At 71.7% G+C, this 24,664-nt stretch carries 17 protein-coding genes and 1 pseudogene; 5 read left to right on the forward strand and 13 right to left on the reverse strand.

Annotated elements, in window-relative coordinates; genetic code table 11:
• Positions 1 to 33 precede the first annotated feature (33 nt).
• From ACH5A8_RS06025 to ACH5A8_RS06040, 4 genes are all read right to left on the reverse strand, one after another.
• On the reverse strand, positions 34 to 489 hold the full coding sequence (locus tag ACH5A8_RS06025) for a hypothetical protein (RefSeq protein ID WP_398998467.1): 456 nt from the start codon (positions 487 to 489) through the stop codon (positions 34 to 36).
• A 302-nt stretch (positions 490 to 791) separates the two neighbouring features.
• The gene (locus ACH5A8_RS06030) at positions 792 to 2,879 is read right to left on the reverse strand and encodes a ThiF family adenylyltransferase (protein ID WP_398998469.1); all 2,088 of its coding nucleotides are present in this window, start codon (positions 2,877 to 2,879) and stop codon (positions 792 to 794) included.
• 155 nt (positions 2,880 to 3,034) lie between these two features.
• Positions 3,035 to 3,601: a hypothetical protein gene (locus ACH5A8_RS06035; RefSeq protein WP_398998471.1), complete on the reverse strand. Its 567-nt coding sequence runs from the start codon at positions 3,599 to 3,601 to the stop codon at positions 3,035 to 3,037.
• An 82-nt stretch (positions 3,602 to 3,683) separates the two neighbouring features.
• A complete protein-coding gene (locus tag ACH5A8_RS06040) occupies positions 3,684 to 5,153 on the reverse strand; it encodes a protein kinase (RefSeq protein ID WP_398998472.1) in 1,470 nt (489 codons plus the stop codon).
• Positions 5,154 to 5,398: 245 nt separating this feature from the next.
• Here ACH5A8_RS06040 and ACH5A8_RS06045 point away from each other — a divergent pair, with 245 nt between their 5' ends.
• Positions 5,399 to 6,223, forward strand: a complete 825-nt coding sequence (locus ACH5A8_RS06045) for an SAM-dependent methyltransferase (RefSeq protein WP_398998474.1) — start codon at positions 5,399 to 5,401, stop codon at positions 6,221 to 6,223.
• 152 nt (positions 6,224 to 6,375) lie between these two features.
• On the opposite strand, the gene ACH5A8_RS06050 is transcribed toward ACH5A8_RS06045, so the two are convergent.
• From ACH5A8_RS06050 to ACH5A8_RS06090, 9 genes and pseudogenes are all read right to left on the reverse strand, one after another.
• On the reverse strand, positions 6,376 to 7,734 hold the full coding sequence (locus tag ACH5A8_RS06050) for a GH1 family beta-glucosidase (protein WP_398998476.1): 1,359 nt from the start codon (positions 7,732 to 7,734) through the stop codon (positions 6,376 to 6,378).
• 29 nt (positions 7,735 to 7,763) lie between these two features.
• The gene (locus ACH5A8_RS06055; RefSeq protein WP_398998478.1) at positions 7,764 to 8,651 is read right to left on the reverse strand and encodes a carbohydrate ABC transporter permease; all 888 of its coding nucleotides are present in this window, start codon (positions 8,649 to 8,651) and stop codon (positions 7,764 to 7,766) included.
• Complete coding sequence (locus ACH5A8_RS06060; protein ID WP_398998480.1) at positions 8,644 to 9,648, reverse strand: carbohydrate ABC transporter permease; 1,005 nt, start codon at positions 9,646 to 9,648, stop codon at positions 8,644 to 8,646. The genes ACH5A8_RS06055 and ACH5A8_RS06060 overlap by 8 nt, the downstream gene beginning before the upstream one ends.
• A gap of 5 nt (positions 9,649 to 9,653) precedes the next feature.
• Positions 9,654 to 10,970: an ABC transporter substrate-binding protein gene (locus ACH5A8_RS06065; RefSeq protein ID WP_398998482.1), complete on the reverse strand. Its 1,317-nt coding sequence runs from the start codon at positions 10,968 to 10,970 to the stop codon at positions 9,654 to 9,656.
• A gap of 614 nt (positions 10,971 to 11,584) precedes the next feature.
• A pseudogene (gene fusA / locus ACH5A8_RS06070) lies at positions 11,585 to 13,639 on the reverse strand (elongation factor G); the annotation flags it as partial.
• 338 nt (positions 13,640 to 13,977) lie between these two features.
• Positions 13,978 to 16,071, reverse strand: a complete 2,094-nt coding sequence (locus ACH5A8_RS06075) for an Hsp70 family protein (protein ID WP_398998484.1) — start codon at positions 16,069 to 16,071, stop codon at positions 13,978 to 13,980.
• Positions 16,068 to 16,553, reverse strand: coding sequence for a hypothetical protein (locus tag ACH5A8_RS06080; protein ID WP_398998486.1), 486 nt, complete (start codon positions 16,551 to 16,553; stop codon positions 16,068 to 16,070). Before ACH5A8_RS06080 ends, ACH5A8_RS06075 begins: the two co-directional genes overlap by 4 nt.
• A 220-nt stretch (positions 16,554 to 16,773) precedes the next feature.
• Positions 16,774 to 18,471, reverse strand: a complete 1,698-nt coding sequence (locus ACH5A8_RS06085; RefSeq protein WP_398999750.1) for a hypothetical protein — start codon at positions 18,469 to 18,471, stop codon at positions 16,774 to 16,776.
• A gap of 132 nt (positions 18,472 to 18,603) precedes the next feature.
• Entirely contained in the window at positions 18,604 to 19,182 is a 579-nt protein-coding gene (locus ACH5A8_RS06090) for a hypothetical protein (protein ID WP_398998488.1), read from the reverse strand.
• A 373-nt stretch (positions 19,183 to 19,555) separates the two neighbouring features.
• On the opposite strand from ACH5A8_RS06090, the gene ACH5A8_RS06095 reads away from it, so the two are divergent.
• From ACH5A8_RS06095 to ACH5A8_RS06110, 4 genes are all read left to right on the forward strand, one after another.
• Positions 19,556 to 20,446: a hypothetical protein gene (locus ACH5A8_RS06095; RefSeq protein ID WP_398998490.1), complete on the forward strand. Its 891-nt coding sequence runs from the start codon at positions 19,556 to 19,558 to the stop codon at positions 20,444 to 20,446.
• Positions 20,447 to 20,545: 99 nt separating this feature from the next.
• Positions 20,546 to 21,670 carry a hypothetical protein gene (locus ACH5A8_RS06100; RefSeq protein ID WP_398998493.1) on the forward strand — a complete coding sequence of 375 codons (1,125 nt, stop codon included), beginning with the start codon at positions 20,546 to 20,548 and terminating at the stop codon, positions 21,668 to 21,670.
• Entirely contained in the window at positions 21,667 to 23,172 is a 1,506-nt protein-coding gene (locus ACH5A8_RS06105; protein WP_398998495.1) for a hypothetical protein, read from the forward strand. Before ACH5A8_RS06100 ends, ACH5A8_RS06105 begins: the two co-directional genes overlap by 4 nt.
• Positions 23,169 to 24,521 (forward strand): AAA family ATPase, encoded by a 1,353-nt coding sequence (locus tag ACH5A8_RS06110; RefSeq protein ID WP_398998497.1) that lies wholly within the window; start codon positions 23,169 to 23,171, stop codon positions 24,519 to 24,521. The genes ACH5A8_RS06105 and ACH5A8_RS06110 overlap by 4 nt, the downstream gene beginning before the upstream one ends.
• The last annotated feature ends 143 nt before the right edge of the window (positions 24,522 to 24,664 follow it).

Raw genomic sequence — 24,664 nt, forward strand, 5'->3', positions numbered from 1 at the left:
CGGGCCCGGACCCGCGCCCTCCGCGCCTGGATCTCACCGGTGCCGCCGGGGCAGCACCACCAGCGACAGCAGGACCATTACCACCGTGACGGGCCACACTGTGAGCGCCCACGGGCCCAGGGCCGTCAGCGCGGCGAAGCCGTACAGAGCGGCCGGCCACTCCAGCAGCGCGCGGACCGCGGGGGGCGGCGCCGCGGACCACCGCACCACGAGCGCCGCGGCGACGGCGAGGGCGGGGTAGAGCCACAGCCTCCCCTCGGCGGGTCCGCTGCCCAGCACGTCGTGGAAGAAGGGGAAGAACCAGGGAGCGGTCCGCTCCCGGATCGCCAGCTTCACGGTCCATTCCCACTCGAACGGGAGGTCACCGGCGAGCCTGAGGGGAAGCTGCCAGCCCGTGACCAGGAGCACCGTCCACAGCAGTGAGCTCAGGGCGGCGACATGGCCCAGACGACTGAACGCGTCGGTCTCGGCGGACGGGGTGCGCCGCACGGGCGACGCGTTGCCGCGCGATGTCGACGGCGCCCGCTTCGGGGCTGGTCGCGGGGTGGGTCTCGGGGCCGGTTCCGGGGCCGGACGCGGCGCGGGCCGGGGGCGCGGTACCGACGGCGTCGCGGCCTGCTGCGCGAGGCGTCGTCGGCGTGCCTGGCGCATGCGCTCGGTCTTGTCGTCTCCCATGTCGTGCGGTACTCCGTGTCGTCCGTCGGGTCACAGGGGCCGGCGTGACCGGCCGCGGGGGCCGGGCGGGGCCGGCGGCATCGGCGGCCCATGCGGCCGCGTCGCTGGGCGGCGGCCTACCGGGGGCCGGGGCGGGAGACCTCCCGGCGGGCGAGAAGGGCCTGCTGCATCTGCTCCGTCGTCGACGCGTCCATGGTCTCGCCGCGGTACTCCAGCGGGTCGACGCGGCGGCGCTCGTCACCGCAGACCGGGCAGTCCGAGCGCCGTCCGGTACGGACCCAGATGCTCTGGAAGGCATGCTGGCCGGGCGCCTCGCCCAGGACCTGCGGAAAGAACCAGTGATCCGGCTCCATGGCCATCAGCACCATGGGCAGGTGCTCCGCCAGCGGCTTCGCCAGGAAGCGGGCGATCCGGTCCTGGCCGTCGTCCGCGTGCAGCAGTGCCAGGGCGATCTTCGCGCCGGACGAGGCGACGTGCTGGATGTCGGGCAGCAGCCCGGGGACCGCGAAGCTGCGACCGGTGCCGTAGTCCGTCTCCGGCCGCATCCCGAGGTTCCCCAGGGACTCGCGGACGCCGCCCGTCGAGCACGCCCAGCACGGCAGCGGGGGCCTGGAGAAGACGATCTCACCGCCGGCCGCCCCCTGGTAGAGCCCGACGAACACGGCGGGCTTGCCGAACCAGTAGGCGAGGTGGTTGAGGCGTTGCTGGGCGGCGTTGTCGTCGGTCGCGGCGACGACCAGATCGACCTGCGGCAGGATCTTCCCCCACCGCTCGGCCTCGATACCGGCGACGCTCGCCACCACGGCCCTGGTCCTGCTGCCCGGATGGACCCTCCGCAGGTGGCGCGCGGTGGCCTTCGCCTTCGGTGCGCCGATGTCCTTGGCGGTGAACAGGGAACGGCCGATGTTGGCGGCCTCCACGTGATCGGGGTCCACCACCGTGATCCGGCCGACGCCGGAGCGCACCAGCACGTCGGCGAGGTAGGAACCGACCGAGCCCGCGCCCACCAGCAGGACGTGACGGCCGGCCAGCGCCGGTGACAGCAGACCGCCGGTACGGGCGAACAGCGCGCGCCCCACGGCCCTGCGGCGGGTCGGTCCGAACCAGCCGCCGAGCCTGCGCGCCGGGCGGGAGCCGGCCGGGCCGGCGGGTACGGGCGCGGGACCCGGCAGCGCGGTGACGTCGGACGCCGGCGCCGCCGGGCGGGAGACCGCGGGCCCCGCGGCGCCCGGCCCGGCCTGCCCTGCCGGTGCCTGCCCTGCCGGTGCCTGCCCCGGATGGTTGCCCGTCGCCGCGACCGCCTGCCGCGCCGTCCGTGCCGGCGGGTCGCCCTCGTCCGGCGTGCGCGGCGCCGTCGACGTACCGTCCCCTCGCGAACCGAGCGCCGACGACGTCGTGTGCGCGCCGCCCGCCTCGCCCGCCGTACCCGCCGTGCCCGCCGTGCCCGCCGTACCCGCCGTGCCGAGCATGGACCGGAGCGCGTGTGCCAGACGGTCGGCGGGGGCGGACGCCAGGTCCCACGGCACACTGCGCACATCTGCCCCGCCGCTGCCGTCGACGCCGTACAGGACGGGTGCGGCGAAGGGGAAGTGCGCCGTCGCGAAGAGGTGCCGACCCGGCCCGAACAGGTCGTCCGGCAGCGGCACGCTCACCCCGTGGACGTCGTCGAGCACCTGCACCGAGCTTCCCGGGAAGGGCAGCCCCGCCCGTTCGACGGCCTCGCGCAGCGGGACGCGGATCGGGCGCATCCGCTCCAGGGTGAACCGGGGCCCGTCGAACGTGCCGCAGAAGAAGGACATCCGGACGCCCGGGCTGGTGCGCAGCTCGTGCGGGGAGAGCGGGCTGCCGGCGTCGTGCGTGACGATCGGCGCGATGTACCGGCCGAGCTGCGGATTGGCCTCCAGGGCCGTGGCGAACTCGTACCGGTCCTGGTGGGAGGGCTGGGGCGTGCGGGCCGGATGGGAGTGCACGATGCCCTTGAACCGCTGGGCCCCGGACTGTTCCCGGCGGGTGATCTCCTCCAGCAGCCACTCGGAGTTCTGGTACTCGACGCGGGTCACCCGGGCGGTGGGATCGTGGATGAACGAGGTCACCACGTCCTGGCCCCGCAGCCCGAGCAGTGCGCCTCCCTGCTCGGGCTCCACGGCCCCGAGGGTGCCGTCCAACGCGTCGAGAACGAAGTCGAAGATGCGAACAGCCAGCATGCCGGGGTCTCCTCACCGGATCAGGGGAAAGCACGGGCGGACTCCGGCAGCCCGTGATCACGGGCTGCCGGACGTCCTCGAGGCCGTGCTCCAAGAACGCCGCGGGCCCCGGCGGCTTCGGCCGTGCCGTCAGCGGCGGGCGGGAAGCGGGACCGTCACTGGTTGTAGTTGAAGGGGAACGAATGCCCCAGCCGCACGAAGTCGACGCCGAGCGCCCAGACCGCCGAACGCGAGTACGCCGTCTCCAGGTCGGGCACGCCGCTGCCGAGGCTGCTGCTCAGGCAGATCTTGCCGCTGTGGTACAGGTGGGTGCCGTGCTGGTCGAGCTTCGGGACGTCCTCCAGTGCCGGTTCCAGCAGCCGTACGTCGTACTGCGTTCCGTTGAAGCCCGCGCACATCACATAGGTGTTCCCGAACTCCGTCGTGATGCTGTAGACCCACCCCTCGGCGCCGGGGGTGTCCTCGTAGTAGGCGTTCTCAGGCAGCTTCCGCCGTGCGACGCGCCGCTCCTCCGCGAGGCGCTCCGCCTTGCCCAGCGCGGCGAAGGTGCCGTGCGGGACCTTGGACAGCGGTGCGTCCCGCTCGGTGCCGGTGCCCAGACGGACCCGGCCGGTCCGGTCCACGTACACCTGCTCGTCGGGGACGGTGGGCGCTTCGGAGCTGCGTCGCTGGCTCGCGAAGAAGCTGTCACGCACGGCGTTGAGGTCGTACAGGTCTGCCATGGACGAGTCGCCTTCCGCTGAGGGGGATCGATGTGGGGACGGGACCGGTTCCGGACTCCGCGCGGCGGAGCGGCGTGGCCGGTCAGGCGTGCAGGGCCGGATATCCGACGAGGCTGTCGCGCAGGGCCCTGGTATGGCTCCCGTCGGGGCCGAAGGCCGTGACGTGGTCGGCGAGCAGCGCGTCGAACAGCCGCCGTGCGGCGGCGATGTCGCCCGCGCCGTAACTCCAGTGCGCCTGGTCGAAGCGCGCTTCCAGGAGGGTCCCGTCGAGCGCGCCGCTCGCGCCTCCCACCGCCGCGAGCAACTCGCCCAGCTGGGCGGCCGCTTCGGCCGGACGCCCGCACTCGCCGGTGCAGCGGGCGAGGTTGAGCCGGCAGACGACGGCGATAGGGTCGGTGACGGGCAGGCGGGTCGTCAACTGGGCTCGCAGCAGTGTCAGCAGGGACACCGCCTGCTCGGGCAGGCGCGCCTCCCGCAGGGCCTGCCCGAGGTTCAGCGCGACGAGCCAGGTGACGCGGTGGTCGGCGGAGAGCGCGTCGATGGCGTCCTGGAAGACCTCTTCCAGCCGGTCGACGCGCTGCCGGGGGCCTGCCGCGGACATGGCGCTGTGGAACGCGGCCTCGACGCGGTGCACGGCTGCGGCCTGATCGCCGACGGGGCGGCGGCGCGGTGGCCGCACGGAGGCGGCGGAGTCGACCTCGTGGAGGCGGGCGAGCACCTCGGCCGTGCCGGTGGGACGGTCGGCCGGGGACTTGGCGAGCAGATCCCGCACCAACTCGTCAAGAGCGGCGGGCACTTCGGGACGTTCGCCGCGCAGTGGAGGTACGGGCGCCTCCTGGTGGGAGTTCCAGTAGTCCGTGAAGTCGACGGCGTCCGGGAACAGCCTTCGGCCGGCGATCGCCTCGAAGAGAACGCAGCCGATGGAGTACAGGTCGGACGCGACGCCGGGGACCCCGCCGATGAACAGCTCCGGAGGGGTGTAGGCGGGGGTGCCCACGAAGTGGCCGTGCCGGGTGAGCCCCGTCTCGGTGAAGCCGGACTCGCGTGAGGAGAGGGGGCGGGCGATGCCGAAGTCGATCAGGACCAGCCGTGAGCGGGTGCCGCCCGGTACGGAGACCTCGGGGCACAGCATGAGGTTGGCCGGCTTGAGGTCGCGATGCACCAGGCCCTGCGCGTGCACCATGGCGACCGCCTCGCACAACTGCCGGGTCAGCGACACCGCTTCGGGCACCGAGACGCGGGGGCGCGCGGTGAGGTACTCCTGGAGGGAGAGGCCGTCGAGGAACTGGGTGATCAGGTAGAGGCGGTGTCCCCGGCCGGAGGGTTCGGTGCCCACGTCGTAGATCTTGACGATCCGCGGGTCGTCGATGGCCGCGAGGACCTTGGCCTCCCGCACGAAGCGCCGGGCGAGCGCGTCACCCGGCTCGCGGACCTGGAGGGACTTGATGACGACCGTGCGGTTCAGCAGCAGGTCCCGGGCCTTCCAGACGTCCGCCATGCCCCCGGAGAGCTGCTCACGGAGTTCGTATCTGGCCGGTCCTGCGGTCGGCACTCGCACTCTCGTCACCCCCCGGTGCAATCGACGTGGAGCGCACTATTGCACACCGTCAAGGGAGTGACCAGCCGTTTGCGGGATGTTTGTGGTCAGAAAAGGACGACACCCTCGGAAGGCCGCGGCCCGACGGCGCGGAAGATCACCCGGCGGGCTCCGGGGGATGCGAAGATGATGCCCTGACAGCCCCTCACCCCCCGTGCGACCGGCGGCGGGACGCGAGTTCACGACGGAGCCAGGCATCCATGACCTCCCTCAGCAGCGGTGAAAGCGGCGCCGCCCAGCCGTACGCGATCGACACGAGCAAACCGCACCCTGCCCGGATGTACGACTACTTCCTCGGCGGGAAGGACAACTACGAGGTCGACCAGCTGGCCGCCGAGCAGTTCATGAAGGTGGCGCCCGAAGTGCGGGCGGGGGTGCTCGCCAACCGGCGTTTCATGCACCGCGCCGTGCGGCACGTCGTGGCCGAGGGGGGCGTCCGGCAGATCCTGGACGTGGGCACGGGTCTGCCCACCGAGCCCAATGTGCACCAGGTCGCGCAGGCCGTCGCCCCCGACACCCGCATCGCCTACGTCGACAACGACCCGATCGTCAGCACCCATTCGATGGCGCTGCTGGACGGCGCCGGCGGCACCTCCGTCGTCCTGGTCGACCTGCGGGACCCCCGCGCGGTCCTCGAACACCCCGAGGTGCGGCGGGTCATCGACTTCGACCGGCCGGTGGCGCTGCTGCTGGTGGCCGTCGTGCACTTCCTCTCCGAGGCGGACGACCCGGCGGGCGTCGTCGCCACCCTGCGCGACGCGCTGCCCACCGGGTCCTACCTCGTGCTCTCGCACGCCACGGGCGACGTCCACGACGACCGGCGCGAGGACGCCGCCGCCGTCTACAACAAGGCCACCGCCACCCTGAACCTGCGGACGCACGCCGAAGTCGCCGACCTCTTCGGCGACTTCACGCTCGTCGACCCCGGCTTGGTCAAGGTCACGGACTGGCGCCCGGACGAACCCCTGGAGCGCGGCGCCCCGCCCATCGGCATCTACGGGGGCGTGGCCCGCAAGGACCGCTGACCGCTCCCCCTCCGCCGGGCCCGTCCCGGCGAAGGCGCCGGACGGCAACGCGCGCCCGGCGCGCACGGTGGCGCCGACGTGACGACGTGCCGGTCACCGGTGGGCGGGGCGCTGCGCACCCGCCCACCGGGGCGCCGGCGTCGGCGGCCCGACTACGCCGCCTTCCGCTCCCCCTCCCGGTGCGCGCGCACGATCTCCGCGTACCGGTGTCCGCTGCCCTTGATGGTGCGGGCCTGGGTCGAGTAGTCGACGTGGACGAGGCCGAAGCGCTTGTCGTAGCCGTACGCCCACTCGAAGTTGTCCAGCAGCGACCAGGCGAAGTAGCCGGCCAGCGGGGCGCCCTTGCGGGCGGCGGAGGCGCAGGCGGCCAGGTGCTTGACCAGGTAGTCCTGGCGCTCGGGGTCGTCGACGGCGCCGTCGGGGCGGACGACGTCCGGGAAGGCGGAGCCGTTCTCGGTGACGTACAGCTTCCGGGCGCCGTACTCGTCGGTCAGGCGCAGCAGCAGCGTCTCGATGCCGTCGGCGTCGATCTCCCAGTCCATCCCGCTGCGCGGCACGTCCGGGCGGCGCACGGCGCGCACGTACGGGGCGGGGCCGGTGGGGTCGTCGGCGATGTGGGCGGGGAAATAGTAGTTCAGGCCCAGCCAGTCGAGCGGGGCGGCGATGGTCTCCAGGTCGCCCGCGCGCTCGGGGAGTTCGACGCCGTAGACCTCGCGCATGTCGGCGGGGAAGCCGCGGCCGTGGACGGGGTCCAGCCACCAGCGGTTGACGTGGCCGTCGTGCCGGCGCGCCGCCGCGACGTCCTCCGGCCGGTCGGTGGCGGGGAAGACGGTGGAGAGGTTGTTGACGATGCCGACCTTGGCGTTCGGCGCGGCGGCGCGGATCGCCCGGACCGCCAGGCCGTGGCCCAGCAGCAGGTGGTAGGAGGCGCGGACGGCCGCGGTGAGGTCGGTGAGGCCGGGCGCCATCTTGCCCTCGAGGTGGCCGATCCAGGCCGAGCAGGACGGCTCGTTGAGGGTGGTCCAGTGGGTTACCCGGTCGCCCAGGCGGTCGGCGACGACCGCGGCGTAGTCGGCGAAGCGCTCGGCGGTGTCCCGCTCGGGCCAGCCGCCCCGGTCCTGGAGGACCTGCGGGAGGTCCCAGTGGTAGAGCGTGACGGACGGGGTGATGCCGGCCGCCAGCAGACCGTCGACCAACTCGTCGTAGAAGGCGAGGCCCTTGGGGTTCACCGGTCCGTCGCCCCCGGGCAGCACGCGCGGCCAGGCGATGGACAACCGGTAGGCGTTGGCGCCCAGTCGCCGCATCAGGCCGATGTCCTCGCGCCAGCGGTGGTAGTGGTCGCAGGCGGTGTCGCCGTGGTCGTCGTTGTCGATCTTTCCGGGAGTGTGGGAGAAGGTGTCCCAGATGGACGGCGAGCGGCCGTCCTCGGCGACGGCGCCCTCGATCTGGTAGGCCGAGGTGGCCGTGCCCCACAGGAAGTCGTGCGGGAGGGCGGCGAGGTCGATGGTCACAGGAGTCCCTTCGGGATCGGGAAGGCCGGTCACTTGACGGCGCCCGCCGTCAGCCCGGCGACGAGATAGCGCTGGAGCAGCAGGAAGCCGGCGACCACGGGCACGCTGACGACGAGCGAGGCGGCCATGATCTGGTTCCAGTACACGTCGTTGAGCGTGGAGTAGCCCTGCAGGCCCACGGCGAGGGTGCGGGTGTCGTCGTTGGTCATGACGGAGGCGAAGAGCACTTCGCCCCAGGCGGTCATGAAGGCGTAGACGGCGACCGCGACGATGCCGGGGACCGCGGCCGGCACGACGACGCGCAGCAGCGCGCCGAGCGGGCCGCAGCCGTCGACCATGGCCGCCTCGTCCAGATCGCGCGGCACCGAGTCGAAGTAGCCGATCAGCATCCAGATGGAGAACGGCAGGGAGAAGGTGAGGTACGTCAGGATGAGGCCGCCGCGGGAGCCGAACAGGGCGATGCCGGTGGCGTTGCCGATGTTGACGTAGAGGAGGAACAGCGGGAGGAGGAAGAGGATGCCGGGGAACATCTGCGTCGACAGGACGGTGACCGTGAAGACACGTTTGCCGCGGAAGGAGTAGCGGCTGACGGCGTACGCCGCGAACACCGCGATCACCACCGAGCAGACGGTGGCCGCGCCCGCCACGATCAGCGAGTTCACGAAGTACTTCGCGAGCGGCACCGTCGACCAGATGTCGATGTACGGCCGGAAGGTCAGACGGCTGGGCAGCCAGCGGAACTTGCCCGACACGTCCTGCAACGGCTTCAGCGAGCTGGAGACCATGACGTAGACCGGGACGAGGACGAAGCCGGCCAGCAGGGTCAGGAAGATCCGCCGGGCCCACAGGAACGAGCGCGGTGTCGCCATCGGCGAGCGGGGGACGGCCCTCCGGCCGGACGTCGTGGCGCTAGACATCGGCCGTCTTCCTTCCCCGGGAGGTCACCAGCAGATAGCCGCCCGTCACCACCAGCAGGAACAGCAGCAGCAGGACCGACATGGCCGAGCCGGTGCCGAAGTTCCAGCTGACGAAGGACGCCTGGTAGATGTGGACCGAGATCAGGTCCGCGGCCTCCGGGGCGGACCGGCCGAACAGGACGTACGGCGTGTTGAAGTCGTTGAACGTCCACAGGAACAGCACCAGCACCAGCACCTGGTTGACCGGGCGCAGCGAGGGCAGGGTGATCCGGCGGATCTGCTGCCGGACGCCGGCGCCGTCGAGCGCGGCGGCCTCGTACAGCTCGCGCGGGATGTTCTGCAGTCCGGCCGTGACGATGAGGAAGGCGAACGGCCAGCCCTTCCACACCGACACCACGAGCAGCGCGACGAAGCTGTTGTCGCCGATCAGCCAGAAGGACGGCTTGTCGGTGAGGTGCAGCTGGTCGTGCAGGACGTGGTTCACCAGGCCGTTGTCGTGCTGGAACATGAACACCCAGGTGATGACGGCGGCGTAGACGGGCAGCGCGTACGGCACCAGGAACAGCGCGCGCAGCAGGCCGCGGCCCCGGAAGGCGTCCTGCATGAAGATCGCCGCCGCGGTGCCGATGAGCCAGCACAGGCCGACCGAGAGCAGGGTGAAGGCGACGGTGACGAAGAAGGAGTGGAGCAGCGCCTCCCCGACGGGCGCGTCGAAGTCCACCGACATGCGGTAGTTGTCGAGGCCGCTCCAGGGCGCGGTGCTCCAGTCGCGGATGTAGAACTGGGTGAGCTCCTTGAAGCTCACCACGACGCCGATCACCATCGGCACGAGGTGGACGAGGAGTTCGAGGAGCAGGGCGGGCAGCAGGAGCAGGTACGGCAGCGACACGCGGCGCAGCCGGCCGGTGGGGCGGCGCGGGCCGCGCGCCGCCCCACCGGGGACCTTGCGTGCGGACCGCGCCTTCGCCCCCGTGTCCGTGGGAACGGTGGTGGTCATCTCGCTCACTTCGCCGGCATCTGCTGCTGGGCCTTGAGGAGCTTCGCCTTCACCGACTCGGTGGTCACCGCGCGGCCGGCGGCGGCGTCGGCGAAGAGTTCCTTGACGGCCGTGCCGACCGTCGTCTCGAACTGGGACTCGGTGGCCACCTGGGGCAGCGCGGCGGCGCTGGTGGCGAGGGTGCTCTTCAGGACCGCGTTGGCCGGGGTGTTGAAGGCCGGGTCCGACTGGGCTCCCTTGACCGGCGGGATGGTGCTGTACGCCTTGTTGAGGATCTTCTGCTCGGCGTCGCTGGTCATGAACTTCACGAACTTCGTCGCGCCGTCGATGTTGTGGGTGTTGTTGAAGACCGCCATGTTGATGCCGGCCACCATCGAGTTCACCTGGGCGCCGGCGCCGGGGGCTCCGGACTGAACGGGCACCGGTGCGATGCCGTAGGCGTCGTCGCTCATGCCCTGGTTCTTGAGGTTGGCGGAGGCCGACTGCCACAGCAGCATCGCCGTCCGGCCCTTGGCGAAGTCGCTGACGGACTGGTTCTGCGCGTACTCGGCGTTGCCCTGCGGGATGGCCTTGTCCTTGGCCATCAGGTCGACGTACTGCTCGACCGCCGCGACCGCGCCGTCGTTGGCGAAGTCGGGCTTGCCGTCGGCGCTGAAGAAGTCGGCGCCGTGCTGCTTGGCGAAGACGAAGACGTGGTGGATGTTCTCCGAGACGTTGGCGCCCTCGGCGCCGAGGACCTGCTTGCCCTTGGCCTGGATCTTCTTGCCGTCGGCGACCAGCTCGTCCCAGGTGGCGGGCGGCTTGGCGATGCCGGCGTCGGCGAAGATCTTCTTGTTGTAGTAGAGCGCGTACGCCATCGAGTACAGCGGTACGGCGGCCGGGTCCTTGCCCTGGACCCCGGTGGAGCCGAGGGCCGAGTCGACGAAGCGGTCCTTGCCGCCGATCTTGTCGAAGTTCTTCGCGTCCCACGGCAGCAGCGCCCCGGTGGCCTGCAGGGAGGCGCTCCAGGTGTTGCCGATGTTCAGGACGTCGGGGCCCTGACCCGACGTGGTCGCGGTCAGGATCCGGTTCAGCAGATCCGACCAGGGCACGACCTCCAGCTTGACCTTGATGCCCGTCTGCTTCTCGAACTTGTCGAGCTCGGGCTGGAGGACCTGCTTGTCGACCGCGATGCTGGTGCCCTGGTTGGAGGCCCAGTAAGTGAGCGTCTTCGGCTTGTCGTTGGACCCGCCGCCGGTCGACGAACCGCCTCCGCAGGCCGAGGCGGCAAGGGCGAGAGACATGGTGACGGCGCCTACGGCCGCGGCTCGGATGCTGCGCATGGCTCCTGGTGTCCCTTTCCGGGAGTCGAAAGACCCGAGGGCACCCCGGGACGCTGAGGGGAGCGTGTGTCCCCGTTCGACTTCCGAAGCACCTCATGGCTTAATTTAGGACGTGAGTTAAACCTTCCGAAGCAGGTCCGTCAAGGGATGCGGCAGCGGTGAATCGGCCCGCGACACGGACGGAGGCCCCCGTGCCGGGGACATACGGGCCACTCGACGCGTCTGACCTGCGACGGAACAACGACCGGGTGCCAGTGCAACGGTTGGGTATCGACGGCCCGCACGAGGGCCCGGAGGTGAGCCGTCCCGACTCGCCGACGACGACCGGGGACCGCGATTCGATCATCAGCTCGTGACGCGACTCGCACCACCTCTCCTGACACTCCCTTCACGCGGAGGAGGATGTCACGGGTGAGAGAGCGCTCTCAAGAGGGGGATCGTTCAATTCCTGAACCTGGCGGAGATGTTGGGGCGCGGATGGGGCGGGGAGTGGGGAAGGTGGGGCCGGGCCCTCCCGCGCAGGAGAGGACCCGGCCTGAGGGCACTTGGAGGGCGGCTGGTCCGGGGATCGGCTCTCCGGCCGGAGGCGGGACCGAGCCGGGGCCGAGCCGGGCCTACGCCGACGCGGACCCGGACGCGGAGGCGGACCCGGACGCCGTCCCCGACCCGGACGCCGACCCCGACGCCGACGCGAAGCCGGACGCCGGGACCGGCGCGGGGGCGTAGCCCGCCGGACGGGTCGTGAAGGTGCCCCGGCCCTGGGTCCGGCCGCGCAACCGGGTCGCGTAGCCGAAGAGTTCGGCCGGCGGCACGGTGGCGGTGATCACCGCCGTACCGGTCCGCGCGACGTGGCCGGAGATCCGGCCGCGCCGTGCGGCGAGATCGCCGAGCACACCGCCCACGGCGTCCTCGGGCACCGTCACCGTCACCTCGGCGACCGGCTCCAGCAGGCGCATCGCGCAGGCACGCAGCGCCTGCCGCAGACCGAGCCGCCCCGCCGCGCGGAAGGCCGTCTCCGAGGAGTCCTTCACATGGGTCGCGCCGTCGGTCAGGGTCACCCGCACACCGGTCACCGGATGACCGCCGAGCGGCCCCTCGGTCAGCGCGTCGCGGCACCCGGCCTCGACCGCCCGGACGTACTCGCGCGGCACCCGCCCGCCGACGACGACCGCTCCGCATCGACATGGTCGGCCGGTCCGAGGGGCTCGACGTCGAGCACGACGTGGGCGAACTGCCCCGCCCCGCCGTCCTGTTTGACGTGCCGGAAGACGAGACCCGACACCCCGCCGACGACGGTCTCGCGCAACGCCACCCGCGGCCTGCCGACCTGGACGTCGAGCCCGTGCGTGCGGCGCAACGTCTCCACGGCCACCTCCAGGTGCAGTTCGCGCATCCCCGAGAGCACGTTCTGCCCGGTCTCGGGGTCGGTGCGCACGACCAGCGAGGGATCCTCCTCGGCGAGCCGGACGAGGGCCGGGGCCAGCCGGTCGATGTCGGCGCTCCGGCGAGCCTCGACGGCGACCGACACCACCGGCTCGGCCGTGCCGGGCGGTTCGAGGGCGAGCGGGGCGGCGGGGTCACACAGGGTCGAGCCGGCCCGGGCGGATTTCAGCCCGACCACGGCGACGATGTCGCCGGCGAGCGCGCGTTCGAGCGGCGTCCGACGGTCGGCGTGGACGCGCAGGATCCGCCCGATGCGCTCGGTGCGCCGCGCGGTGGCGTCCCACACGGTGTCTCCCTTTCCGATCGTCCCCGAGTACACACGGAGGTAGGTCAGCCGCCCCGTGGGCGTCACGTTCACCTTGAAGGCGAGCGCGGCGAACGGGACGCCGGGATCGGCGGTCCGCTCCTCGCGCCTCGATTCGTCGCCCCCGTCGCCGTACGCGCCCCGCACGGGGGGCACGTCGAGTGGCGAGGGCAGGAAGGCCACGACGGCGTCGAGCAACGGCTCGATCCCGCGGTTGCGGTAGGCGGAGCCGCACAGCACGACGACGCCGTCACCGGTCCGGGTCAGCTCACGCAGCGCGCCGGAGAGGGTGGCGTCGCTGAGCGTCTCCGTCGCGCAGAACTCCTCCAGCGCGCCGGGATGCAGTTCGGCGACCGCCTCTTCGAGAGCCCGCCGCCGGTACGCGGTCTCCTCGCGGAGGGCGTCCGGCACGGGACCGACGTCCGCGGCACCGCCGTCGTCGTCCCAGACGAGGGCGCGCATGTGCACGAGGTCCACGACACCGCGGAAGCCGTCCTCCGCCCCGATGGGCGACTGCACGGCCAGCGGGGCCGGGTGCAGCCGCTCCCGGATGGACGCCACGGCGGAGTCCAGATCCGCCCCGGCCCGGTCCATCTTGTTGACGAACGCGATCCGGGGCACGCCGTGCCGGTCCGCCTGCCGCCACACCGACTCGCTCTGCGGCTCCACACCGGCGACGGCGTCGAACACGGCCACCGCGCCGTCAAGCACCCGCAGCGACCGCTCCACCTCGTCGGTGAAGTCGACGTGCCCCGGGGTGTCGATGAGGTTGATCCGGTGCCCGTCCCAGGTGCAGCTGACGGCAGGCCGAGAAGATGGTGATCCCGCGCTCGCGCTCCTGGGGGTCGAAGTCGGTGACGGTCGTCCCCTCATGCACCTCGCCCCGCTTGTGCGTGGTGCCGGTGGCGTAGAGGATCCGCTCGACACGTTTCTCCGGTGCCGGCCGCGCAGCGGGCACCGGAGAAACGAAGACACCAGGATCACCTCGAACCGCGACGGGGGGACGACGGCGGCGGTGATGCACATCGTCGTTCCCCTTCTCCTGTCACGAAGTCACGTACCGCACCGAGGCGGTGCGCGCGATGCCGTGTCGACAGTACGAAAAGCGCTGTCGAAGAGCCACGGATTTTCCTTCGTGCAGCGACCACGACACGGCAACGCGGCCGAACAGCTCTTCTCAGGGGCCCTGGTCGAGGCCTGAGAGACCCGGCGCAAGACCTCGGGCCGGCGATACGGTGCCTTCCGGCCGAGCTCACACCCTCAGCGGCGCGGCCCGATCGGTGCCGCCGCGTTCGGCCTGCGCGGGTTGAAGAACCAGAGCCCCTGCGAATAGGTGGCTCCCAGCACGCGCCCGTCGTCGAGGAGCCACGGGTTGGCCTTCTGGAAGGGAGCGAAGTTGTCGTTGGAGACGATCACTCCGTCGACCTCGCCCGCGATGCTGATCACGAGCGCGTCCCCTCGGCCCTCCGTGCCCGCGGGTGGCTGCACAACGGAGTTCGCGGCGATCGCCTCCTCGACCAAGTGGCGCTCTTCGGGCACGACATCGTGCCGGAGTGTGGCGTCAACGACGACGTGGATGTCCCGGTCGGGGTTCTTGTACCGCAGCGACTTGACGGCGGCCTGAAGCGCCTGGAAGCTGGGCCGGCCCCCGGCAGCACGGGGCGGGCGCCCGTTCCACGCGAGGTTGGAGCCGTCCACGACCAGGGGCGGAGCGGGTTTCCCGCGCGCCGCGGCCGCCTTCGCCATAGCGGCGGGGCTGGGAGCGGGGGCCCGCCCCGTTCCGTCCGTTCGCTGCACCACGGGTGACGATGTGTTCGCGGCGTGCTGGGGGCGGGAGGGCCGGGATGCCTCCCGGCCGGTCGTGCGCAGCTCGAAGAGCTCGTCGAGCTCCTTCTCGATCTCCGGAGGGACCGTGCTGTCGCCGAAGACCTTCACCTCGTCGTCGAGGATGACCTCTCCCGTCTTCTGCAGGGTGGCCTTGACCGAAAGCAGCCCTTCCTTGCTGTAGGTGTACTCCAGGTCGAAGACACCGTCCTGCGCCTGGGACCGCCGCGGGTAGGCGAGCACGAGCTCGGTGAGTTTGACGTTGTCGGGGTGGTCGACGGGCCGGTCGGGGTCCCCTTCCCACACCTCGACGGTCAGTCTGGACACCCCGTCCCTGGAGGGCTGGTAGGACTTGACCCGCTGCTGCGGCAGCCGCTGGTTGCGGTCGATCAGGGCGCTGAACGCCCGCTTGCCCTGACGGTCCTTGGTGACGGTGCCCAGCGCGTGAGTGTTGACGACGCGGATGATGCTCCGCAGTTCGCCGTCCATGGCAGCGGCGGCGATCGCGGCGCCCTCGGCCACCGCCGTCATCGGATCGCACAGGGCCGGGGCGACCAGTTCGCAGTCGAGCGCCTCGGACACGGCTTCGCGCACGGCCGGGATCTGGCTGCTTCCGCCGATCATCAGCACGGCCGTGAGGTCGCCCGGATCGATGCGGGCCTGCTCCAGGCACTCCTCCACGGGATCGAGGCAGCGGCTGATCAGGTCCTGGATCGCGGCGGAGAACTCGTCCTGGCCGATCTCCACGGCCTGTCCGTCGGGAGTCGGGATGCGCACGGACTCCTCGGTGGACAGCCGGATCTTGCTGCGCTCGATGTCGAGGTTGAACTTGCGCTTCTCGGACTCCGTCCAGTTCCTGCGCGCCGGCGCCCGGTCCAGGACCATCTTGCGCAGCCGCGCGTCGATCTCCAGCCCGCCGAGCCGGTTCACGCCCCGGCTGGCCTTCTCGTCGAAGAAGCCGCCGTCGTGCAGCAGCAGCGTGGCGTCCATCGTTCCGCCGCCCCAGTCGAAGACGAGGAACTCGCCGTCCTCCTCAAGGGCGTGCGCGTACGCGATGGCGGCGGCCGTGGGTTCGTTGAGCAGCGTCTTGACCTTGATGCCGGCCGCTCGGGCCGCTTCCCGGGTACGGAAGCGGGCCGCTCCGGTGGCGTTGGCGGGCACCGTGATCACGGCTTCCCGGACTTCGGTCGCCGCCTCCTCCTCGGCGGCCCGGGCCATGGACCTGAAGACGCCGGCGGCAGCGGTGGTCGCGGCGAACCGCCGCCCTCCGACCGTCACGAGGGGCTCTTCGCGCAGCAGCCGCTTGCACGCCTCGACGGCCTCCTCGGACCGGAGCTTGGCCTCCCAGCCGAACAGTGCTCCCGCGCGCAGGGAACTGGTGCCCACCACGGACGGGTACAGCTTCTCGAAGCCCGGACGCTCCCAGTCCGCGTCGAGTCCCTGAGCGCCGAGTTCCAGGACTTCGACGTACTCGCCGTTCCACTGGGCCACCACAGAGTTGGTGGTGCCGAAGTCGATGCCGGTCGTCACCTGTCCTCCCCCACTGCCATGTCGGGTGCCGGCACGCGCCGCAGATGCCCGGCGAGAATCACCTTGCCGGTCAGCTCGTCCACGTATGCGGGGCGTAGCACCTCGAACGCCTCTCCCTCGCCCTCCGTGACGACGAAGCGGTCTCCCGCCTGCGGTTCGGTCACTCTCAGGATCCGCAGTTCCCGCAGGTGTTCCCGCAGCGCCCCGCCGAGCAGGTCACCCCCGTGGTCCGCCTGCGCCCACACCAGCGCGTCCGTCTCGGCGAGGCGTCCGGCGAACTGGGCGCGGGTGCGGAACTCGTCGAGCACCGCCTTGCGCACGGCCATGTTCAGGGCGGTGGCCGGCGCCTCCTCGGCCAGGTTCTCCGCTCGCAGTACCGCGGGGACGCGTTCGACGACTCCCTGGATGATGGTCTTGGCGTCGACGGGTTCGGGGGCAGGGCGTTGCGCCGCCCCAGTGGGCGCCTGTCCCGTTTCCCTCACCTTCGCCCTGCGGCGACTCAGTCCCCCGGGCTTGTGCGGGGCGACCGCAGGCCCTTCGCCCGGCTGTATCTGCCCACAGTGCGGGCAGATACGCCCCGCTCGCCGATTCTTGGGAACCGTTGCGATCTTCTTCTTGCCGCGCTGGGCCGCGGTCTGCCCTTGGTGAGCCATGAGCTGGTTCTGCCTCGCTCGGATCGTGCGTCGTCGGTGGAATCGGCCGTCAGGAGCGGGGCCCGTGACGGTCGAGGTGCGGTGCGGTGCTGCGGAAGTCGTCGAGGAGTTCGACGGCGGCCCGGACCCGGATGGACTCGAGTTCCGCGCCGCTGGTGAGCGGCGTCCGCCGGGCCAACGGCTCCAGCGCCGGCACCAACTGCCTCGGGACGGCGTCCGGCAGCACGTACCGGGACCTGTCGAGGGGTACCTGGAAGAAGACGTCGAATGCGGACTCGTGGCGAAGGGCCTCGTCCAGACGGTCCTGCGCCGCGTTGAGCCGCATTTGGCCCGCTTGATCGCCCTGCTCCTCGTAGTGCCGGTACAAGGCCCGGCAGTGCGCTTCCCAGCCCTCCGCCCCATGGTCCAGGCCGACTTCCAGGAACGGGTTCGTCAACGGTCCCCGGTTGTTTTTCGGGGTCGCCTTCCAGGTGCGGACGTGCGCGAGATTGCGTTCCGCCGCGGGGCCACCGTTCTCCGCGGCCTTGACCGCGTACTCCTCCGCCAGCGCGAGCCTTTCCCGGGCGGCCCGGTCGGTCTCCGCGCTGACGGACGTGGCGGCGGCGACATAGGCGGCGATGGTGTACGCCTCGCACATCACTTCCGCCGACAGCGGGCCCTGCCCCTGCTTCTGCAGGAACGACTTGGCCTGGCGCCCGGCCTTGTCCAGGTGACCGGATCTCAGCAGGTCGTAGGCCCGGTTGAGGGCGACCAGGGCGTAGAAGTCGCTGCGCCACGGCTCGACGGCTTCGCTCGGCCGCCACAGGGCGGCCATCAGCTTCCACAGGCCCCTGTCCCGAACCGTCTCGGCGCTCCACTGGCCGTGCGTCGCACCTGACTTCAGGTCCCGCAGTTGGATCTGCTGGGCGCGTGGCAGAGCCGCGTCCAAGGCGTCCAGTGACGGCAGGTGGACGTCACGCACGACGTCGTACAGCAGATCCCAGACGTCCTCGGGCTCCTGCCGCACGATGGTCTCGCCGCTGAGGAAGGCGCGGCGGCGCAGAAAGCCCTCCCAGCCGAGGCGCTCGGCTTCCTGCGGCTGGACCGTCCTGGGAGCGAGCCGGGCCCTCAGGTACAGCGCTTCCTCCTCGCCGCGCGCTTCCCAGGGTTCGTCCTCCGGCAGCAGACCGCCGTGGTCCACGAGGTCGTCGATGACGGACAGCGGCGACCAGGGGAGGACGTCCGCCAGAACAGCGTTGGGCAAAGGGATCGCGCCACGCGTCGCGGCGGTGACGAACAGGGAGAACGCCGGACCACCCGAGACCGCGCGAGTCCTCGTGCCGATCAGCTGCAGCCCGGGTGCGGTCGAGCACAGGACGCGACACCGGGCGAGACCCGCCTCGTTGAGCCAGTGCACATCCGCCGCCCAGAGGCTCCGCAGGTGCTGGAGCACGGCTTCGGGCGCGAGTTCGACGAGCCCGGCGCGGACTGCCGGAAGCAGGGTTTCCCGGTCCGGTGTGCCCGCCAGGGCCTGTTGGACGGTGGCGCGCTGGTCATCCGTCAGGGTGGCCAGCGGCTCGACGTCCTTCAGCAGTTCCACTACGGTCTGGACCGCTTCACCGCCGTTGACTCCGAGCCATCGCCACTTGCGCTGCGCGAACCCGCTCGTGCCGCCCGGAGTGCGGCTGCGTCGTCGCTCACGTTCGCGCGCCAGGCGTTCTCTCTCGGCGGCTATCGCCGCTCGGCGGGCGGCGACCGGATCGGTCATGTCGTACACCCCGACAGGTTAACCGTCCACATGAACATCACCTAGCCCTCACCTCGACCACACACATCCAGGGGACGTCCCGCCGGTCGTGGGTTCGCGGCCGCGCGGAGCGGGAGCGCCCTGCCCGAGCGCTCAACCCACCTTCTTCCACTTCTCGCACCCGTTGGTCTTGAAGTACTCGCCCTTGTTCAGCGTGACCCGCCCGGGCCCCTGGAGGTTGTTGTTGGCGATGATCGAGGAGAACTCGCCGCTGGCGTCCTTGGCCCGTTCCCAGTAGCAGCCGAACTGGTTGTCGGGGCCGGCGGTCTTGTAGGTGCCGGCCTTGATGTCCTCGCCGATCACGTACTCCCCCTCGCCCGAGAAGCTGGTCGCCGGGCCGGACTCCTCCGTCTTCTGAGGCTTGGCGGTCACCGTCCTGGTGACGGTGGGCGCGGGGGCGGTGTCGCCCTTGCCCGCCTTGGCGGTCTCGGTGACGGTGACCGTCGGCCGGGGCGCGGCCTTCGCGTCGGCGGATTCCTCGTCCGCCGCCCCCGCCGAGCCGCCGCTGTTGCCGATGCCGACTCCGATGAACAGGGAGACCAGGGCGACCGCGCCGTACTTCAGCCACTGCTTACGGCTGCGGGCCGGCTGTACGGGGCCGGTGGGCGTGCCGAGGCCGAACGGGCCCTGGGCGCCGTTGTCGGACTGCGGGACGGGCTGCTGGAAGGTCATGGTGTGCTCCGTTTCCGTGGTGCGCGCCAGGTGGTGGCTGACGCGTGGCGCCTGAGACGAGTCGCTGCCCGACGGGACGGCCGTCCGGCGGTCGGCGGCCTGTCGCCGTCGTGAGGTTCCGTGGCTGTGCGGCGCTGTCCGGTGGTCGCGGATCCCGCGTCCGGTACCGGAGGCCGAGTGGCGGGTCGTGTCGGTGATGCGGCCACCGCACCCTGCGGTGGCGTCCGCCGATCCCTCCCCCCGTCGGCCGAAGCGCACGGCCGAGTCGGCCCAACCGAGGCTTCGGATGCGCCGGGTGACCGAGCATAGCGCACAACTTTGGAAAAGGTTGGAGCATCTTGGAATTGAATGGCCGAGACGGTACGCTGCCCGCATGACCGCATCGCTGGAGGATCTGGAAGAGCGGCTGTCGGAGTTGCGTGCCCGGCTGCGTGAGGCACGCCGCGCCCGTGACGCGGCCGCCGTGTCCCGTATCCGCGGTGAACTGCGCGAGGCGGAGGCCGCCTGGGAGAAGGCGTTGGACGCCGAGGAAGCGACCGAGACCGCAGCCGGCGAGCAGCGGGTCCCGCCCCTCGCAGCCCCTCCCCGGAGGGCCCCCGCGGCACCGCCCTCGCGGTCGGCCACACGCGAGAAGCGCTCCCTTCATGGAGCCGTCCCCGTCCGTGAGCAGGTGCACCAGTCACTCACCCTGCTCGGCGCACCGGCCGCCCCCAAACTCATTTCCTCCGTTTACGAGGCTTTCTTCAGCGAACCCCTCGTCGCCACCAAGCTCGCCTCGCTCCGCCGCGACGAGGAACGGTCCTTCAGCGCGCAGGGGTACGCCCGTCCGTACTACATCTGCGCGGCCCTCACCCACGACCGGCTCACTCCCGCGCGCGGACTGCTGGCCGTGTCGGTCTGGCCCCTGGAGCGGCGCGTGATCGGCCCGCTCAGCCCGCGCGTCGACTTCCTCACCCATGCCATCGGCACCGCCGAGCAGATCCAGCGGCTCACCGGGGCCGGCCACCCGCCGTCCGACGCCGCCTGGCAACTGCTGCGCCGTTTCGCGCTCAACATCCCCGGCGCGTACGACAACGACGACCTCGATCCGGCCCGGGTGATCTCCGCGGCGCACACCGAGGCCGCGGTCCACCAGGAGTCCGACGACGCCGAGCGGGGTGCCGCCGCGGACCGCGCACGCACCCGCCTCAGCGACACCCAGCAGTTGTTCGGCGCCGCGCCACTGCACAATGCCCTGCGCGACGCGGGCGGCGCGAGCCGCTGACACCCGGCGGAAGGAGCCCGGAGCGGCCTCACGGGACCACCGGGGCCGCATCGCACAGCACCGTGCCAGAAGACCGTGTCCACCGCGTAAGAAGAGAAAATGTCTCCGCAGCACCCCGTTGAGCCTTCCGGCGGCCGGCTCGCCGCCCTGCGCGGGCCGCGCCCCCCGCAGCCGTACACCGCACGCAAGATCACCGCCCTGACCGCCAACCCGGCGTGCTCCCGCCGCGCCGTGCTGGACGCGGCCGGAGTCGACAAGGCCCTGCTCGCCCAGCGCATGGGCTACGAGCCGCGCTTCGGTCAGTCACCCTTCGCCATAGCGCGGGAGCAGGCGTTCGAAGCTCTGGTGAAGTGGGGCGGCTACGCCGAACTCATCCGACTGCTGCGCGAACAGCTCGACGTGCCCGTGGAGGAGGCCGGCGTCACCGATCTGAACGAGGTGGGCGGCGACGTCTCCCTGGCCCGGCGGGCGAAGGAGACCCGGAGCCTGCTGGCCCGCCTGGCCTCCGGCGGCGACGAACGGCTGATCCTCGACCGGCCCGTGCTGACCCTGGAGGTCGCCGGCCAGACGGCCTATCTGGAGCCGCAGGCCCTGACCCACCGCGTCGGCGGGAAGTTCTACGTCGTCGAGATCCGTTCCTTCCCCGCGATCGACGGGCAGGCGAACCCGACGGCCGTCGCACAGACCGCCAAGCAGGCGGCCGTGTCCGTCCTCGCCCTGCACCGCGCCTTCGAGGCCCTCGGTCTCGACGCCGGACAGATCGCCCACGAGTTCCTCCTCATCTGCCCCAAGGACTTCTCCAACCGTCCCTACGGCCGCATGGTGGACCTGCGTCAGGAACTCGACGCCCTGCGCTTTCAGTTGACCCGGCTGCGTCGCGCCGACGACCTGGCGCAGGCGCTGCCGCCCTCCGCGACCCTCGACACCGACCGTGACACGGACGAACTGGGCTCCTCGGTGGGCACGTTGGACGCCTCCTACACGCCCGACTGCCTGTCCTTCTGCGAAATGGCCCGCTACTGCCGCGACGAGGCCACCGCGTGCGCCTCCCCCACCCGGCTGGGCGGTACCGTGCGCAGCGCGCTCCCGGGCGTCGACTCCACCCGCACCGCCCTCGCCTACCTGGACGGCGTGCACGCGCCGGGCTCCGCCGAGGCCGCGGCCATCGGCCGGCTGCGCGCCGCCGAGCGACTGCGCCGTCTGCGCCGGGGTGATGTCGCATGAGCGCACTCGCCGCCGTGGCCTCGCTCCGGGCCACCGAGACGGGCCGCGCCGAGCGGCTGACGACGGTACGCCACGCACATCTGGACGAGCGCCCCTTCGTCCTGATCCCGCTCACCCTCGCCGGGGAAGCGTGCGCCCCGCTCGCCGCCCTCGCCGGCACCGATCCGCAGCGGCCGGTCCTGCTGACGGTACGTCAGCCGCGGGACCGGGCAGAGCGGTTCCGTTTCGTCGAGCGCCTCGCCGCGCTGCTGCTGCCGTACATCGAGGAGTGCCGTACGGCGGAGACGGAGACGTACACCGTGGGCCGCGGCGCCGACAAGGAGGAGCGCCGACGCTTCCTGCGCGCGCCCCAGCTCCTGGTGCCGAGCGGCGAGGGCATCGCGTACGTCCGGCTGCTGGGCCGGCTGACGCGGCTGCGCGCCGTCGAGGGACCGTACGCCGTGGACCTGTCCGTGCCCGCCCTCGGCAAGTGGCTGACCTGGTTCGCGGACCGAGCGGAGTTCCCCGGTTCCTGTCTGCTGCAGGCCATGACCCGGCTGCTCTCCTCGCACTGGGCGACCGGCCAGAGCCCGGCCGAGGACTCCCATCTCGCCTCGCTGCTCGCCTGGATCGCCCCGCCCGACGGACAGACCGGCGCGCAGGCCGCCCGGGAGGCGGAGGAACCGCTGCGCTTCCCGCCGGCCGGACCGGCGACGGATCCCGTTTTCGACCGGACGCTGCACGACCTGATGTCCCGTTACGACGAGGCAGGTGACGACCGCGGCAGGGAGGCCGTGGGCCGCCAGATCGACCGCGAGCTGCGCGGCCAGATGCTGCCGACCTGGGAGCTGGTGTGGCGCGGGGTGGATCTGCTGCGCGAGCTGCCCGTGGGCGCGCACGTGGCCGAACGGTGGACGTACGACCGGCGGCAGTTCACCGAGTACGCGACCTACCTCGACAACGACGGCCGTCCTCAGGCCCGCCGTGACCACGCCGTGGGCGCGGCCCGCCGCCTCGCGCGCATGGAGGAGGCCATGGCGCGGTACGACGCGGAGCGGGCGTTCGACGACCCGTTGGTGATGGCGGAGTACGAGCTGGCGGGCGAGGCCTTCACCGGGGTGGTCACGGCCCGGGACGAGGACCGTTTCGTCCCGGGAGCGCGCGCTCCGGTATGGCGGCCGACGATCACCGTACGCAGCGAGCTGCCGGTGCGCGTCGCCCCGCGGACGAAGGTCAAGTGCCCCTCGCGCCCCGGGCAGCCGGCGGAGATCGTGGAGGTGGTCCCGGACAGTGACGGCAGCACGGTGACGATTCAGCTGAACGGCGGCTTCAACCGGGCGCGCAAGCCCCCGGCCCTGCCGGGGGCCCTGGCCGAGGTCGGCGAGACGGTCACGTACACCTCCGTCGATCCCAAGGCCATGCCGTCCGTCCTGCCCTCCGAGGAGGACACTCCGTGGACCCACGGCGGCCCGCCCGAGCCGTACGAACCGACCGACGAGGACGCAGAGGAGACCTGGGAATGACGGCCGCCCTTCGGACCGTACCCCCGGCCACGCCGGGCCAACTCGCCGACCGGGCGGTCGCGGGCATCCTGTCAAGCCTGGACACGGCTACCGGCCGGGGCGTGGTCGTCGACTCCCCGCCCGGCGCGGGCAAGTCGACGCTGGTCAAGCGCGCCACCGGTCACCTCACGGCGGCCGGACACCAGTTGATGATCGTCGCGCAGACCAACGAACAGGTCGACGACCTGGTCGACAACATCGCCCGGGAGTATCCGGACCTGGCCCTCGGCCGTCTGCACGCGAGCACCTTCACGCTCCCCGAGCGCGTCCGCCGGCACGCCAACGTGACCGGCAGCAAGGAGATCACGGACCTGCGTGACCTCCCGGTAGTCGTCTCCACCGCGAAGAAGTGGTCGTACGTGAGCACCGACAAGTGCGACCCGTGGCGCTGGGCGATCGTCGACGAGGCGTACCAGATGCGGTCGGACGCCCTGCTCGCCACGGCGCCCCTGTTCGGGCCGGAGGACTCCCGGGTCCTGTTCGTGGGCGACCCGGGCCAGTTGGACCCGTTCGCCACGGTGGACACCGACCGCTGGCAGGGACTGAGCTGGGACCCGCTGCGCAACGCGGTCGATGTCACCCTCGCCCACAACGAGAACTTGGAGCGCCACCAGCTGCCAGTGTCCTGGCGCCTCCCGGAGATGGCGGCGCCGCTGGTGGAGAAGGCGTTCTACCCCTTCTATCCGTTCGCCTCGGGCACGAAGGCCGCGGACCGCGTCCTCGCCTACGGCAGCCGGGCACACCGCGCGACCCCCGAGGACGCCGTCCTGGCCCGCGCGGCGGAGTCGGGCTGGGGCCTGCTGGAGCTGCCGGCCCGGCACACCCTGGACGACGACCCGGAGGTCGCCGAGGCCCTCGCGGCAACGGCGGCCCGTCTCCTGGAACGCGGCGCCCTGGTGAACGGCGAGCCGCTCGACGAGTCCCGCATCGCGATCGGCACGGCACGCACGGTGCAGGCGGAGGAAGTACGGTCCCGGCTCGCGGCGCGCGGCCTGCTGCGGATCACGGTGGACACGGCAAACCGTCTGCAGGGCCGCGAGTTCGACGTCACCCTCGTCTGGCACCCGCTCTCCGGCCGTCAGGACGCCTCCGCCTTCCACCTGGAGACCGGCCGCCTGTGCGTCCTCCTCTCCCGCCACCGCTTCGCCTGCGTCGTGGTCGCCCGCGCGGGCATCACCGACCTGCTGGACCGGCATCCGCGCAGCAGCCCGGTGTACCTGGACGTACCGCCCAAGTTCCCGGACGGGTGGCGGGCTCATCAGGTGGTGATGAAACACCTGAGCGGCGAAAACCCCAAAGCTCACTTCTGATTTTTACAACATCGCCATAGAATCCGTCCGTCCGTGGGGCGCGTGCGACAAGGCGAATATGTCGCACGTGGAGGGGATCAGTCGGAGAACGTCGGGCCCACCCGCGTTGCCGCACACTTCTCGGAAATCCACGTCCCCCTCTC

This window comes from Streptomyces sp. NPDC018610 (genome assembly GCF_044391765.1).
Lineage (GTDB): Bacteria > Actinomycetota > Actinomycetes > Streptomycetales > Streptomycetaceae > Streptomyces.

Coding starts and splice junctions, on each gene's coding strand:
- ACH5A8_RS06065 (WP_398998482.1), bottom strand. CDS start 10,970: ATGCGCAGCATCCGAGCCGCGGCCGTAGGCGCCGTCACCATGTCTCTC.
- ACH5A8_RS06030 (WP_398998469.1), bottom strand. CDS start 2,879: ATGCTGGCTGTTCGCATCTTCGACTTCGTTCTCGACGCGTTGGACGGC.
- ACH5A8_RS06090 (WP_398998488.1), bottom strand. CDS start 19,182: ATGACCTTCCAGCAGCCCGTCCCGCAGTCCGACAACGGCGCCCAGGGC.
- ACH5A8_RS06105 (WP_398998495.1), top strand. CDS start 21,667: ATGAGCGCACTCGCCGCCGTGGCCTCGCTCCGGGCCACCGAGACGGGC.
- ACH5A8_RS06085 (WP_398999750.1), bottom strand. CDS start 18,471: ATGACCGATCCGGTCGCCGCCCGCCGAGCGGCGATAGCCGCCGAGAGA.
- ACH5A8_RS06055 (WP_398998478.1), bottom strand. CDS start 8,651: ATGTCTAGCGCCACGACGTCCGGCCGGAGGGCCGTCCCCCGCTCGCCG.
- ACH5A8_RS06035 (WP_398998471.1), bottom strand. CDS start 3,601: ATGGCAGACCTGTACGACCTCAACGCCGTGCGTGACAGCTTCTTCGCG.
- ACH5A8_RS06110 (WP_398998497.1), top strand. CDS start 23,169: ATGACGGCCGCCCTTCGGACCGTACCCCCGGCCACGCCGGGCCAACTC.
- ACH5A8_RS06060 (WP_398998480.1), bottom strand. CDS start 9,648: ATGACCACCACCGTTCCCACGGACACGGGGGCGAAGGCGCGGTCCGCA.
- ACH5A8_RS06045 (WP_398998474.1), top strand. CDS start 5,399: ATGACCTCCCTCAGCAGCGGTGAAAGCGGCGCCGCCCAGCCGTACGCG.
- ACH5A8_RS06100 (WP_398998493.1), top strand. CDS start 20,546: ATGTCTCCGCAGCACCCCGTTGAGCCTTCCGGCGGCCGGCTCGCCGCC.
- ACH5A8_RS06095 (WP_398998490.1), top strand. CDS start 19,556: ATGACCGCATCGCTGGAGGATCTGGAAGAGCGGCTGTCGGAGTTGCGT.